The 13,827-nt window shown below is 44.2% G+C and carries 17 protein-coding genes; 8 read left to right on the top strand and 9 right to left on the bottom strand.

What is annotated here, in order from left to right; genetic code table 11:
• Nucleotides 1-19: 19 nt before the first annotated feature.
• Complete coding sequence (locus AB6D06_RS15765) at nt 20-502, top strand: hypothetical protein (protein ID WP_017067427.1); 483 nt, start codon at nt 20-22, stop codon at nt 500-502.
• A gap of 133 nt (nt 503-635) precedes the next feature.
• Here AB6D06_RS15765 and AB6D06_RS15760 read toward each other — a convergent pair whose 3' ends face one another.
• Nucleotides 636-1,262, bottom strand: coding sequence for a hypothetical protein (locus tag AB6D06_RS15760; RefSeq protein WP_017064307.1), 627 nt, complete (start codon nt 1,260-1,262; stop codon nt 636-638).
• A 175-nt stretch (nt 1,263-1,437) separates the two neighbouring features.
• On the opposite strand from AB6D06_RS15760, the gene AB6D06_RS15755 reads away from it, so the two are divergent.
• Nucleotides 1,438-2,544, top strand: a complete 1,107-nt coding sequence (locus AB6D06_RS15755; protein WP_017067956.1) for a 1-acyl-sn-glycerol-3-phosphate acyltransferase — start codon at nt 1,438-1,440, stop codon at nt 2,542-2,544.
• Nucleotides 2,545-2,692: 148 nt separating this feature from the next.
• Here the strand turns inward: AB6D06_RS15755 and AB6D06_RS15750 are convergent, their stop codons facing one another.
• Nucleotides 2,693-3,292: a hypothetical protein gene (locus tag AB6D06_RS15750; protein ID WP_102427986.1), complete on the bottom strand. Its 600-nt coding sequence runs from the start codon at nt 3,290-3,292 to the stop codon at nt 2,693-2,695.
• A 103-nt stretch (nt 3,293-3,395) separates the two neighbouring features.
• On the opposite strand from AB6D06_RS15750, the gene AB6D06_RS15745 reads away from it, so the two are divergent.
• Nucleotides 3,396-3,692 carry a YnjH family protein gene (locus tag AB6D06_RS15745; protein ID WP_052878733.1) on the top strand — a complete coding sequence of 99 codons (297 nt, stop codon included), beginning with the start codon at nt 3,396-3,398 and terminating at the stop codon, nt 3,690-3,692.
• 37 nt (nt 3,693-3,729) lie between these two features.
• On the opposite strand, the gene AB6D06_RS15740 is transcribed toward AB6D06_RS15745, so the two are convergent.
• On the bottom strand, nt 3,730-4,029 hold the full coding sequence (locus tag AB6D06_RS15740) for a YfcZ/YiiS family protein (RefSeq protein ID WP_048609733.1): 300 nt from the start codon (nt 4,027-4,029) through the stop codon (nt 3,730-3,732).
• A gap of 532 nt (nt 4,030-4,561) precedes the next feature.
• Between AB6D06_RS15740 and AB6D06_RS15735 the strand changes: the two genes are divergently transcribed.
• The gene (locus tag AB6D06_RS15735; protein ID WP_017062760.1) at nt 4,562-5,023 is read left to right on the top strand and encodes a TetR/AcrR family transcriptional regulator; all 462 of its coding nucleotides are present in this window, start codon (nt 4,562-4,564) and stop codon (nt 5,021-5,023) included.
• Between the two features lie 384 nt (nt 5,024-5,407).
• Here AB6D06_RS15735 and AB6D06_RS15730 read toward each other — a convergent pair whose 3' ends face one another.
• The 6 genes from AB6D06_RS15730 to AB6D06_RS15705 form a co-directional block, all read right to left on the bottom strand.
• The gene (locus AB6D06_RS15730) at nt 5,408-6,190 is read right to left on the bottom strand and encodes a heme ABC transporter ATP-binding protein (protein ID WP_050620596.1); all 783 of its coding nucleotides are present in this window, start codon (nt 6,188-6,190) and stop codon (nt 5,408-5,410) included.
• Complete coding sequence (locus tag AB6D06_RS15725; RefSeq protein WP_372110950.1) at nt 6,190-7,227, bottom strand: FecCD family ABC transporter permease; 1,038 nt, start codon at nt 7,225-7,227, stop codon at nt 6,190-6,192. The genes AB6D06_RS15730 and AB6D06_RS15725 overlap by 1 nt, the downstream gene beginning before the upstream one ends.
• Before the next feature lie 103 nt (nt 7,228-7,330).
• Entirely contained in the window at nt 7,331-8,221 is an 891-nt protein-coding gene (locus AB6D06_RS15720) for a hemin ABC transporter substrate-binding protein (RefSeq protein WP_372110948.1), read from the bottom strand.
• Nucleotides 8,222-8,370: 149 nt separating this feature from the next.
• Entirely contained in the window at nt 8,371-8,784 is a 414-nt protein-coding gene (locus tag AB6D06_RS15715) for an ExbD/TolR family protein (protein WP_372099844.1), read from the bottom strand.
• A complete protein-coding gene (locus AB6D06_RS15710; RefSeq protein ID WP_017087354.1) occupies nt 8,781-9,482 on the bottom strand; it encodes a MotA/TolQ/ExbB proton channel family protein in 702 nt (233 codons plus the stop codon). The genes AB6D06_RS15715 and AB6D06_RS15710 overlap by 4 nt, the downstream gene beginning before the upstream one ends.
• Before the next feature lie 2 nt (nt 9,483-9,484).
• Complete coding sequence (locus tag AB6D06_RS15705) at nt 9,485-10,300, bottom strand: TonB family protein (RefSeq protein WP_372058176.1); 816 nt, start codon at nt 10,298-10,300, stop codon at nt 9,485-9,487.
• Nucleotides 10,301-10,461: 161 nt separating this feature from the next.
• Between AB6D06_RS15705 and hutW the strand changes: the two genes are divergently transcribed.
• The 4 genes from hutW (at nt 10,462) to AB6D06_RS15685 (ending at nt 13,801) form a co-directional block, all read left to right on the top strand.
• Nucleotides 10,462-11,871 carry a heme anaerobic degradation radical SAM methyltransferase ChuW/HutW gene (gene hutW, locus AB6D06_RS15700; RefSeq protein WP_372110943.1) on the top strand — a complete coding sequence of 470 codons (1,410 nt, stop codon included), beginning with the start codon at nt 10,462-10,464 and terminating at the stop codon, nt 11,869-11,871.
• 48 nt (nt 11,872-11,919) lie between these two features.
• Nucleotides 11,920-12,441 (top strand): heme utilization cystosolic carrier protein HutX, encoded by a 522-nt coding sequence (gene hutX, locus AB6D06_RS15695; protein ID WP_372110940.1) that lies wholly within the window; start codon nt 11,920-11,922, stop codon nt 12,439-12,441.
• A 155-nt stretch (nt 12,442-12,596) separates the two neighbouring features.
• Nucleotides 12,597-13,127: a heme utilization protein HutZ gene (hutZ, locus tag AB6D06_RS15690; protein WP_004731858.1), complete on the top strand. Its 531-nt coding sequence runs from the start codon at nt 12,597-12,599 to the stop codon at nt 13,125-13,127.
• 113 nt (nt 13,128-13,240) lie between these two features.
• The gene (locus tag AB6D06_RS15685) at nt 13,241-13,801 is read left to right on the top strand and encodes an ATP:cob(I)alamin adenosyltransferase (RefSeq protein WP_017062752.1); all 561 of its coding nucleotides are present in this window, start codon (nt 13,241-13,243) and stop codon (nt 13,799-13,801) included.
• Nucleotides 13,802-13,827: the final 26 nt, after the last annotated feature.

Raw genomic sequence — 13,827 nt, 5'->3', positions numbered from 1 at the left:
ATCAAGAGGTCAGAGGACTATGCTAAAGAGCGCGATATCAGCGACGTTGATCATGGCAGCATGTAGTATGCCTGCGTATGCTGAGTGTGATTTTTTTAGCTTAGATTCGATCATGCTGACTTCTGATGACGACAACTGTTTGGACTTTTCTTCGAGCATTGAGTCTTTTGGCCAACGTATGATGGAAATCAGTGGGCTGAGCGATGATGAACCGGAAAGCACACCGGACTATTGGTCTGACTGGGTTCTTCAAACCAAAGACTCGCCATTGCTGACACAAAGCATTGAGTCAAACTATGTTGGCTTGGGTATGTGGTTTCCAGAAGACCTTGAAGATGAGCAGTATGATATGTCGACTGAAGAGTGGTTGATGAATCATGGTCTTCAACTCAGCATCGGTTTTGGCGAGAAAGTCGAAGGGCAGCCGCGTATGCGCTTTGATTATCGTTGGCACGACTCACGTGACGCCGACCTAATGATGCAGGTTGAGTTGCCATTTTAGACAGGCAGATACACAGATAGATTGCTATCTACGTCTAAATAGTAAGAATTAAAAAAGCCGCAAAAACTCAGTTTTTGCGGCTTTTTAGTATCTGGCTTGCGAGTTTTAATACCAGCACTCACTTTCCGCCAAGCTATAAATCTTCACCAAAAACAAGCATACACAGTTGCTCGAACTCTTCTTCTTTACCTGAGAACAGATCATCAATCACAAGTGAACGTTTTTGACCTGACTGCATGCGTTTCTTCGCTTCTCGCATCACCATCACCAGAGTGTGCTCTTGTGGCAAGTTTGAGTCATCAATGTTCCATTGATTGAATCGCTGAGAAAGAGCACTTTCGCAAAGCAGGGGTTTAAACGACAACACTTCTTGCTTCAATACAGAAAGCATATCTTTAAACGCTTGTTCCGTATTATTGGCATTAGAAGCGCGAGCTTTGGTTTGTTCTAGCTTTTCTAGTAGTGCCGAAGAGAGGTTGGTTTGCGTGATGTAACCCGCTTGTCTTGGGAATGAATCCGTCAAACGAACAGAAAAATCGACACGGTTAACCTGAGTGTTTGGAAAGTAGGTCAGTGACGTTAGGCAGTCGTATGGAATCCAGACGCTTTGTCCTGGTTCAACGGCATACTCTTGTTTGCCTAACTTAATCAAAACCAAGCCACTTTGAACCGATACAAGGCTATGTTTAAGTACTTTCTTGCGTGGTGTGATCACCAAGTGTGAAAAGTAAGCCGATGTATATTCAATAGCGAAGTTCATAGATAGTACCTTAATTTTGGGGCGTCAAGATTACCGTTAATCTTAAAGAATGCCAACAATAACAGGGGATTTTCAATGTTTCTGGTCTGACCTTGTCAAAAGTATGGGCTCTGTAGCTGCGAGAAGTCAAAACAACGCGTAGAATGAGCCAGCTTTTTATTATATGAATTAAAAAATGACCTCTCCAACCGATCCATATGTTGATATTCGTCCTTACGGCGATGATGAAATTCCAGCGGCACTAAACCGTCTTATTAATGATGAAGAATTTATCAGTGCAATCTTGCACTACCGTTTTTCAAACCATGCGTCTTGGTTCAAAGCATTAATGAGCCCGATTTTGCGTGTGTACTTAAAAATGAAGTGGAGCAAGCTGACTAGCGTTGAATCCATTCAGATTGAAGTGAAAAAGTACTTACGCGACACGTTAGCGAAAACCACTAACGGTGTGACGTACACGGGTATCGAGTCACTGGATGCGAACCAAGCTTATCTGTTTGTATCAAACCATCGTGACATTGCTATGGATCCTGCGTTAGTAAATTACGCTCTGCATCAAAATAATCATCAGACTTGTCGTATCGCTATCGGAGACAACCTGTTGAAAAAGCCATGTGCGACTGAATTGATGCGTTTAAACAAGAGCTTCATCGTAAAGCGTTCTTTGAAAGGACCGCGTGAGATGATGAAAGCGCTAGGGCAGTTGTCTTCTTACATTAAGCACTCTCTAGAAACGGGCAACTCAATCTGGATCGCTCAAAAGGAAGGTCGTGCGAAAGACGGTAACGATTTTACTGAGCCAGCAATTTTGAAAATGTTCCACGTTGAAGGACGTAAGCAAAAAATTGCTTTCCCTGAATACGTGAAGTCATTGAAGATTGTTCCTGTGGCTATTTCTTACGAGAACGACCCATGTGACACAGCTAAAGCGATAGAGCTTTTCGAGAAAGACGTAAACGGCAGTTACGAAAAGGGTGAGTTTGAAGATATCGAAAGTATCATTCAAGGCATCATCGGTAATAAAGGACGCGTTCACGTTGGCTTCGGTCAGGTTATCGACCAAGATTTTGATACCCCTGAAGCGCTTGCTGAAGAGATCGATCGTCAGATCCACGATAACTACAAACTGTTCCCAGTAAACTTGCTGGCAGCAGAAAAAGAAGATGAGTCGATTACAGCGGCCGTTAAACAAGAGTTTGAAGCTAAACTATCGAGCCTGCCACAAGGTGCGCGTCAGTACTTGATCGATAGCTACGCGAATCCAGTGAAGAACATTGGTTAACGAGCGTTAGTTAGCTTGCTAGTTGATTAGCAACTTGATTGAATTGAAAAGGAGCCTTAGGCTCCTTTTTTGTTTCTGAACCGCTCCTTGCTGCTGCGATCGAGCATTAACGTATTAGAGCATTAGAGCATTAGAGCATTAGTCTGAATTAGCGTGCGACAGCGCCACCGAGATCTAGATTGGTTGGCCATGTGGTTACAGTGTTGCCGCCCAGATAGATGTTGCCTCTGACAGTCATAGTCTCGGGGAATGCTGTAATTCCAGAACCGCCTATATAAAGGTCGCCATCAATCACGATCCCGTTGGGTAGCTCGGTTAAAGGAGTGCGGATCACGCTCAGATCGCCTTTCACCCTAAAGCCATTCGGTAGCCTTTCCAGTGGAGTATCGGTGAGGTTGATAAAACCGCCCACTCTTACTCCTCTTGGCCAACTGGTGATTTGGCTGCCAATCAAGTCGACGTAACCTTTTATCTTAACCCCGCTCGGGACTCGAGCGAGTTGGCTGTTAGAGCCTTTAAGGCTGCCGTTCACTTCTAACCCTTTGGGTAGGCGTGTGATCGCCGTGTTCTCTATATTGAGATTACCATCTACCACCAAGCCAGTTGGAAGTGATGTATAAGGCTTATTTCGTAGATATAAGTTTCCGTAATTATCGAGATGGTTCAATATTTGATAGTGATCGAGTGGTTCAGCACTGACATTTGTTATGGTTAAGGAACCAATAATAAGTGCAATTATTCTGAGCATAACAGGCTTCTTATTACGATAGACGCTTACACTATAATGGAAAAATTAATCTCGCATAGTGTTTTACCCATTTGGCGGTAGATTAACGAGGAATGGAGCAAAGATGATAGGTAAATCAATGATTAGAGTAAATATACGAATTATTAAGGTATTTCTGATAGCCGCTTCAATGTTTGGCTCAATGTCTGCGAGTGCCAACAAAGTAATTTCAACGCCCGGTAAAGCTGCAGTGGTGGTGACACAAGGCGGTCAACAGCAACGAGTTTGTTATTACGATGACAAGGCTTATAGCATTGGGGCAGTGTTAGAGGTGGGGGGCGTAGTGATTCAGTGCGCTGCAGAAAATGATTTTGAGCAAAATGGTTCACTGGCTTGGGTTCAATTAAAAAAAGACGAGTAATTCAACTCGTCTTTTAATAAGAATATAAATGCTTATATTAACGCGCTAGAGAGCGAGTCTTAAGTTCAAAAATAATCTTCTCAGCGCTAACTTCAAATTTAAAGCGAGCGTTCAACTCTGTGCTTTCTTCAGTCATCTCTGATGCTTCAAATTCAACGTTGCTAGACACTTGTTTAGCAAGTTCAACGTACTTAGCAAACTCAGCTTCAATAAGTGCTTTTGAGTTTCCGTAAACCGTTACTTCAGCAACATCGTCGCCTTCTTTAATGATGAACCCGATTTCGCCTGCACAGCCGCAAGCCTCACATACATCGTTGTTACCAATATCTTGGCTCATAACAATAATCCTCTTACAAAGTCTGAGGTTATTCTAACGAGCAATTTGAACTGTATCTACAAAAATTAAAATCTTTGAACTAATTTATACTGGTATGCTATGTTGTTTGTTGAAGGGGTTAAATGAATGTGTACATTCGCGTCGCCAAATATGTATGTGATCTATCTCATGTTTTGTTGATAAGCAGTGTCATTAATTTGTTAGAATATCATTCAGTTAGTTGCGTCGTAACTAATTTTATAAGACTATCTATTGCTTGATAGGTATTTATACAATGAATTTATTGTTGGGTATTTGATATTCTAAGTTGTTATTTTAGATTAACCACTTAGAGAGGTAAGGTGACTTTCGAAGAATAATTAGACAAAGTGCCCAAAGAGGCAGCACTGTAAAATTGTTCGTACAAAGTATTTGTTGGTATTTAATGGAAATACTTGCGAAAAAATACCTTGCTCACATAATGCTGATAACGATTTTCATTCTGACTTCATTTGATTGAGTTAGATGGATTTACAAAGAGAAGAGCCTGAATATGCCAAAGCGTAGTAAAGAAGATACAGAAATCACGATCCAGAAAATCATGGATGCCGTTGTAGACCAGCTACTAAGATTGGGTTACGACAAGATGTCATACACGACGTTGAGTCAACAAACGGGTGTTTCTCGTACAGGTATAAGTCATCACTTTCCAAAGAAAACGGATTTTACTGCTGCTCTAGACGGTCGTATTTTCAAGATGTTCGTGGAACACATTGACTTCGAAAATGGCCTTGACGCATTTTCAGCTAGCTGGGTTGCAGCACTTGAAGACGCTGAGTTCCTAGCAATCTTACGTTTGCTTTTCCATCATATCGTTACTGCTGAGAGCGCACATGAGTTCGCTGCAAACGGTATTGATCGTCTATACAAGCTGACTGAAACTCAGTTTGGCGATACTAGCGGTAAAGAACTAGAGTGGTTGATTGGTAAATCATTGATTCGTATGAGCCAATAATCAGCACTCAATAAAAGAAGCTCCTGCGGGGGCTTTTTTTGTGCCTGCCGTTTCACTTCTTGTGCGTTTTTCTCTCAATCCCACACCGATGTTGCTGTTTGCTGAATGATGTTATTTCTTTTCTTTTTATATGCTTACGCCCGCGGCTTGTTTTTCTCTTCAGTGTTAAAAGCTAAGTAACCCTAACAAGTAGAGTTCATTTCTAGAGCCTCAAATGCTCAAGGTGAGTCGTTTTGGTGCTTGCTGTTGTGGTTATTAATAAAATTGAGTTTAAGCTGAGAGAGTGGCTGTGAGCCAATAAAAAGCCCCGAACAAATCGAGGCTTAGGATTACGTCATTGTTATCAAGAACGAATACTCAAAACGAGTCGCTCCTTAATCGGACTTATTGTGCGGGGTGAACCTGAGGGAAGCTCATGGTTGGGTGTTTTTCTACGATACTTTTGTAACCATACACATCTTCTATCATCGAAGGTTTCAGTGCATCCCAAGGCTTGCCATCACACACCAAATTGCCATCTTTCAATACCACCAATCGATCGGAATACTGCGCGGCTAAGTTGAGATCATGCAAAACCACGATAACCGCGGCATTGTGGTTATCGGCTAATTCTCTCGCAATCTTTAAGGTGTTGTGCTGGTGGGCAAGATCCAGTGCAGAGGTTGGTTCATCAAGCATCAAAATACATTGGTCACCAGAGTGGTGAAGCTGAGTTAATACTCGAGCCAAGTGCACTCGCTGCTTTTCACCGCCTGATAGTGAAGGGTAAAGCCTTTCACTCAGGTGAGTCACATCAGCAACATCCATTTTTTGGCTAGCAATGCTAGTTAGTTTTTTGTTGGATTCTTGCAGAGGAATCCCACCAAGCTCGACAACTTCATGTGCCAAGAATGGGAAGGTCAAGGTGCTGTGTTGAGGAAGCATAGCAAGGTGCTTAGCTAACTTGTGAGAAGGCCACTTGTCTTTGCTGTGTCCAAAATACTGGATATCGCCGTTGCTTGATATCTCTTGGCACAAAGCTTTAAGCAGCGTGCTTTTACCTGCGCCATTTGGCCCAAGCAGTGTGGTTACCTTTCCCGCTTCAATCTCAATAGAAACGCCATCTAATATCACTTTACTGCCGAACTTCACTTCGATATCGGTCGCTTTTAAAGCTGAAGGAAACATTAAAGGATTCTCCCTTTCTGTTGAAATAGTAGATATAAGAAGAATGGGGCGCCGATAATCGCAGTGACAATACCAACAGGAAGTTCAGCCGGAGCAAGTACCACACGTGAGAACATGTCTGCGGCGGTTAGCAGCAGTGCGCCTAGTACCGCTGATAGTGGCAACAGAACTCGGTGGTCAGGGCCTGCCAACATGCGACCTAAATGTGGGATAACCAATCCAATAAAACCAATCATGCCAGACAGGCTAACTGTGATACCAACGCCCGCAGCCGTCAGTAGAATCAGCTTTCGTTTCAGCTTTTGAACTGGGATACCAAGGTGTTGCGCTTCTGACTCGCCCAGTAATAGAGCATTTAGAGACATCGCTTGGCGGTAGAAAACAACAAACAAGCCAACGAGCGTGACAGCTGCCAGCAAAATTCCTGACCACTTAGCGCCCGCCAATGAACCCATCGACCACAATGAAAGATCGCGCAGCATTTGGTCATCAGCAATGAAATTCAAGAAGCCAATACCTGCGCCAGAGAGCGCACTGATCGCCACACCCGCCAACAACATGATGGTGGCAGAGGTGCCGAATTTACCTGTACCCAGCTTATACACCAGCAGCGTGGTTAAAGCGCCGCCAAGAAAAGCGAACACAGGAACCGCAGCAAAGTTCATGAAAGCAGGGTATTGAAGCGATAGCTCAGAGAACAAAACGATAGCCAGTGCAGCACCTAATGCTGCGCCCGCAGACACACCTATGATGCCAGGTTCTGCAAGTGGGTTTCGAAACAAACCCTGCATCACAGCACCACACAAGGCGAGGATCGCACCAATCAGCATGCACAAGATGGTTCTAGGTAAGCGGATTTCTTGAATCACTAAGTTGATGTGAGGTGCTAAGTCATTGTTTGGTTTAATTAAGCTTGTGGCGCTGTCCGCTAAGCTAATGTTCATTGGCCCAACAGTGATCGAGTACAGCGCGACAAAAGCTAGGGTTGCACCTAGAGCTAACATCGACGTTTTCAGTGGGACGGAGCGTAACAACATAAAGGGCCTCAATATCTATCGCTAACTTCGACCTCCTTCAACAACAGCGTGAGTCAGTTGGTGAGGGAAGCGAATTAGCGATAGCAGAAATAGGGTGGTTGAGTTATAGCGGGTAGATAAGAGCGTTTAATCGCTTAGCTTCTGAAAGGCTCTCGAGACCAAGTCCGCCAACCAAAGCACTGCCATTTACGGTAATGATTTGCTTGTTCATACCTGCAGGCGTTGCCGCTAACATAGGTAGCGATTTCAGGATGGCATCAGCACCGCCCATTTTTTGATAACTACGGCCGCTTACTAAAATGACATCAGGTTGCATCTCAACGAGTGATTCCATTGAAAGTGGCTTGTAAGACGTTAAGCTCTGAGCGGCAGGGGTGATACCGCCAGCTAACTCGATGATTGCGTTTGGTGATGTTTCACCGCCAGCAACGTTGGCAGGGCGACCTTCATGCAGCAACAGGAATAGAACTTTCTTCGCTTCGTTGCTTGGTACTTGGTTCGCTTTCAGTGCTGCGATCTTTTGATTCACATCGGTTTTCACTTGCTGCGAGTGGTCTTCGGTATGGGTGATCTTTGCGATTTGGTCGATACGCTTTAATAGCCCTTCCACGTTTGCTTCAGTGTTAACAATCTCTACATCGATGCCTGCCGATTTTAATTGAGAGATAGCGTTGTCTGGTCCCATTTCATCCGAGCCAATCAATGTGGTTGGCTCTAGGGCGAGTAGACCTTCAGCAGACAGGTTTCGGTGATAACCAATCTTTGGCAGGTTTTCTCCTTGAGGGAAGTGGCTGGTCACATCAATCGCCACTAACTGCTCTTCAGCACCTAGAGCTAAAACCAATTCAGTCACAGCACTGCCCGCACTTATGATTCGAGGTTGTTCTACGTCATTGGCCATTGCCGTTGGCGCAGTCAGTACCAAGCTGATTGCAGCTACTGAAAGGAGATGTCTCTTGGTCGTTAATTTATTGAGCACGTTTAAGTTGTTCATAATCATTTCTTTATATTATCTACTTGTTTCGCGAAGATTCTCAGTGAGCAGTCCGTTCGCATTGTGAGTTCGTATCGATAGAGAGGTTTAGCTCTGCTTCTTTGGTGTTAGTAATCAAGAGCCAAACTTCATGAAAATAGAGAGTTGTTCTAGCCATCTTCAGTGAGCAATTGAGTCGCTGGTATTCCGTTCTCTTGAAGGAAAGACAGCAATTTCACTAGGTTCTCAACGTTGGCGGCTTTATCTGCACCAATGATGATCGGCTTCTTGTCTGATGTGCCTGTTTCTTCTAGCAATGCAATCTTGAAGTTTTCCCAGTCGATGTACTCTTGGCCGTTAATCGCCCAGTAGGGTTCGTGGTCTAAGATATTGACGCTAATCGAATCTTTATGAACTTCAGAAACGTTCTTAATATCAGAGCTCGGCAGTTCGACTTCTAATGACTCCAACTTCACCGATGCTGTCAGCAGCAGGAAAACCATCACGATAAAAATGATGTCGAGCAGCGGTGTTAAGTCCGGCGCTAGGCTCTGTGTGTGAGATGAGTGGGGCGTTTTAATCATGCTTGTCTCGCATCACCGACAGCGACTTTGTTTAATGATGAATCTTTAGTTTCGTCAGACTGATTAGTTTGAATCGACATGCCTTCTAACCACACATTCACATAATTCAAAGTATGTTCTAGCTGCGCCAAAACCCTATCGGCCCAAAGTCCAAGCAGTTGAGACCCTGAGATCGCAGGCAGTGCAATCATCAAACCTGCAGCTGTGGTTCTCATTGCTAAGCCAAGGCCGTCAGCTAGATCGTTAGGTGTAATACTTCCGGTGGTAGCAGCTACACCTTTGAACATCTCAATAAGACCAAGCACCGTACCAAGCAAGCCAATTAGTGGACTGATCACGCCGATTAAACCAAGCAATCTTAAACCTGCATGCAGCTGGTGGCGTTTTTCTTGTAGCCAGATGCCTGCCGCATCTTCACGTAGTCCTTTCGAAAAAGAGTGGTGAGCAAGCAACATCGAGACGCCCTTGTACAGCAGCGGTCGTTTACCTGAAATAGACTGAGCGAGAGCCTCAATCTCTTTGCTGTTGGTTGGCGAGATCTGATTGAGTTCACGGCGAATGGCGCGTTTGCCAACACCAATGCTTAGCATGACTTGGAAGACTCGTTCAGCGATGATCATTGCGGTTAATGCTGAACAGATAAGAAGAGGCCAAGTCATTAAGCCAAGTTGATCTTGTAAGTAACTGATTTGTTGCATGATTAATCCAACCTAAAACGAACAGGTATTTGTACACGGTGAGCAATCGCTCGACCATTGACAGTGTGAGGTGAGAATTTCCATTGTTTAATGGCATCTAAAGCGGCGTTATCGAGCATTAGTGCGCCTGATGAATTTACTAATGCTTGTTTGATTTGTTTGCCTTCCGCGTCTAACCAGACCTCATAAGTTGCGACCCCTTCAACGCCCCGACGTCTAGCTTGGCGCGGGTAATTCGGTGGTGTGGGGCGTGAAGAAAAAGAGGGCTTAGTCACTAATACGGGCTCTTGGTTTGATACGCCTTGGTTTACTTCCTGAGGTTTGTTGGCAGACTCGGCCAGATTTCTATCGACTTTCTTGTCGGCCAGTTTTTCTGGTTGAGGCGTTGGTTTGGACTTTGGTTCTGGGCGTTCTTTCTTAACGACCTTTTTCTGAGTCACTGGTTTCTTTTGAATCGGCTTCTTCTCGACTTTCTTTTCAACAACCTTTTTCTCTACTTTCTTGGGTTGAGGCTTATTGGTGATCGCTTTTTTCTTTGGCGTCGGTTTGGCTTGCTTTGGCTCAACGGCCTTGGGTTCGACAGGTTTAGGTTCAGCTTGTGAGACCGTTTCTTTGATTGGTTCTGGTTCAACCGGCTCTGTGGTGGTTTTTTGTTGAGCTGGAGAAGGCGTGCTCTTGGGAGTGAAGTTGATCGATACCGTGTTCGATTGGCTACCTGCAGGCATCGCAAATACTTTGGATTCTTGAGCGACAAACAACAACGCGGCATGAATCACTAACGATGCACCGCCTGCAATAACATATCTAGGAACGTTCACAATCAATCCTTTACCAAATCAAAATTCTGTATCGGATTATTGCTTAGAATCTAAATAAGATCAATTATCAATTGCATTATCATTTGCGTGTATTTATGATTCTCTCAGTTTTTAGCGAATAGTCTTCCAGACTTTGCTATGTAAGTGTTTAGAGAGATTATATGAGTCCTAATATTTATAAATTTGACGAATCAATCTTGGGCATTTCTAGCCCTGATCCGCTTCGTTTTGCGTTTGCGAAAAAGCATTCTGCACACGCCGGAGGAAGTTCAATTCCGGTCGACCCCAGTAAGAAGTTAGAACTCTTTGACGAACTGATGCTGAGTGAAGGGAAAAAACAGGATACGCGTTGCTTGTATATCCACATTCCTTTCTGTCGTGTGCGTTGTACGTTCTGCAATTTCTTCCAAAATGCCGCAAGCCGTAAATTAGTGGATGAGTATTTCGATGCACTGATGGTCGAGCTAAAGCAGAAAGCCAAAACACCTTGGGCTCAGTCTGGACTATTTCACGCCGTCTATATTGGTGGCGGAACTCCCACCGATTTGTCGCCTCAACAAGTTGAGCAGCTGGGTAAAGCGATTCGTCAATATTTCCCCCTAGCAAACGATGTTGAGATGACATTGGAAGGGCGCATCAATCGATTTGGTGACGAGATGTTTGATCGTGCGCTTGAAGGTGGCTTCAATCGTTTCTCGTTCGGTATTCAAAGTTTCAATACTCAGGTTCGACGTAGTGCTAAGCGCCTAGATGACCGAGAGGTTGTGCTAGAACGTATCAGTTCACTAAGCCGCACCGAGCAAGCGCCAATCGTTCTTGATCTGTTATACGGATTACCACACCAATCTATCGAAGTGTTCCAACAAGATTTAGAAGACTACATGTCTACTGGCGCACACGGCATTGACCTCTACCAACTGATTGTTGCGGGCAATGCACCTATGCTTAATCTTGTTGAGAAAGGAAAAATCCCACCGCCTGCGAATACGCCAGATAAGGCGAGCATGTATTTGGCGGCTGTGGAGTTCATGGCAAAAAATAAGGTCAAGCAACTGAGCGTAAACCACTGGACTCGTGATAACCGCGAACGCAGCATTTACAACAGCTTAGCGAAAACTTATGCCGAAGTTCTACCCATTGGTTGTGGCGCTGGTGGCAACATCGGCGGTCATGGTGTGATGCAGCATCGAACTTTAGACAGCTACATGGAGTCTATAAAGCAAGGTCAATTACCTATTGCCATGATGACTAAGCAAAGCTCATTAGAGCCTATCTTCTCAACATTAAAGGCAGGTTTCGATTCTGGTGTTGTTAGAAGAAGTACGCTACCGAGATTTATGGGGCAAGATACGTTCGACTACCTAAAACCTTTGTTCGCACATTGGGAAAATAACGGTTTAGTTGAGCTTTCGGAAGATTATCTGAGCCTGACTATTGCTGGCAGCTTTTGGGCGGTAAGCCTAGCACAGAGTGTGATTCAAGTGCTTAACGCTGAATACCAAGCTATGCACCCAGCGCCTAAAGCGTCAGGTTCGGGCGTACACCCGCATGCAAGTTTGAAGCACGCTTAATATCGAATTTTTAGTTTATAACTTACTCGTTTATACGGAACATATTCAATGACAGATACAACATTAGAAATGACAGAAACTCTAGAACAACGCGTAGCTCTAATTTTAGAAGAAGAGCCAAAACTACTGGCAACAGCAATTGCTGAGAAGCTAGGTGTTTCAGAGGTTGAAGTGGTTGCTGCTTTTCCAAACGACATGGCGGTAATGCTAGATGGCAGCCGTGCTCAAGAGATTCTAGAAGGTTTAGTGGGTTGGGGCCCTGTGACCACTATCGTGCATTCATTTGGTTCTATCTTTGAAGTTAAAGCGCCATTCCCGAAAGGTAAGGTAGCGCGTGGTTACTACAACCTAATGGGCAAAGAGGGCGAGCTTCATGGTCACCTTAAACTTGATAACGTTAAACATATCGGTTTGGTGAGCAAGGCGTTCATGGGTCGTGAAAGTCATTACTTCGGCTTCTTCAGTGAAACCGGTGAGAACATTTTTAAGATTTACCTAGGCCGCAACGAAAAGCGTGAGCTTATTGCCGACCAAGTAGAACGCTTCAAAGCGTTAAAAGAACAAGCTTAAGTACAGTCAATAGTAAATAATCAGCAGTAATCTGACATAGGGTTGCCAACTGGCTTAAACAAGACATCAATGCTCGAGGATCGTTTAGTTCGCTAATGATTGCTCAACCTCGGGCAAAAATAATAAATCAGAGAAAGTGAAGAAAGGAATTACCCATGGAACAGCAAGTAAAACAAGAACGTCTACAAGGTCGCCTAGGTCCAGAAATCAAAGAGTTTCGCCAAGAGCGCCGTACCCTTCAACTTGCAACGGTTGATGAAGAAGGTCGCCCGAACGTAAGTTACGCACCTTTCGTTCAGAACCAAGAAGGTTACTTTGTTCTAATTTCTGATATTGCTCGTCATGCTCGCAACTTGAAAGCGAACCCTCAGGTCTCTTTGATGATGATTGAAGACGAAGAGAGCTCGAAGCAACTTTACGCACGTAAACGTTTAACGTTTGATGCTCAAGCAAGTGTTGTGGAGCGTGAAACGGAACTTTGGACTCAAGTGATTGGCCAGATGCAAGAGCGTTTTGGTGAAATCATTGATGGTTTGAGCCAACTTCAAGACTTCTCTCTGTTTAACCTTAAAGCTGAGAACGGCCTGTTCGTTAAAGGCTTTGGTCAGGCATACCAAGTGTCAGGCGACGATCTGGTGGATTTCGTTCACCTACAAGAAGGTCACAAAAAAGTATCTAACGAGTAATCTCGTTTAATCGATTTCTTTAGGAGCCCTCCAATGTGAGGGCTTTTTTATGTCTAAATCAAAGAGTTTGGTATATTGGCGTTTGATGACTATTTATATGTAAGGATCGGTACGTGAAACCAGTAAGTCGAGATTGGGACGAGTTCTGTTACCCGTTTATTTATGAAGACAGTCCTATCTGTGATTTTGAGATTTTGTCGGATGAACTTTGTTGCCGAGTTGGATTGGTGTTGTCTTTAGAGCTAGAGCCTCAGGTTCGTGAGATCCTGCAACGCTTGCAGCCAAACATCTACCATTTGAATGGCTCTGTGCGCGGTAAGCTTGCCATCACCGAGTCTGAATTGGTCGAGCTCAAGCAAGATTATCATCGTATCCGTGAGCAGTTAGAAGGGGGGGTTAAAGGCTTTGTCTTACCCGGTGGACACCGAGTGTCTAGTGAACTTCACTTGTGTCGTTGTCAGGCTAAGAAAGTTGTGCGAGCTTTGGTGAGTATTGAACATCATGAAAGCAAAAAGTCGCCAGACCCGATTCTTTTTAAATACGCCAACCTAGTCGCGAACACTCTCTATGCATTGGCCTCTTTTACCAATCATGTGAATGAAGTCGAGGAAGTGGAATTTGTGAGTAAGAGCTACTCTATGCCGAAAAAGTCTATGCCAGAAAACAAAGACTAACGGTTAGCTCTATTCTTATTAAGATT

Origin of the sequence: Vibrio sp. 10N.239.311.G01 (assembly GCF_041465805.1) — a bacterium.
GTDB lineage: Bacteria > Pseudomonadota > Gammaproteobacteria > Enterobacterales > Vibrionaceae > Vibrio > Vibrio crassostreae_C.
This window is presented reverse-complemented; position numbering and strand designations above follow the sequence as displayed.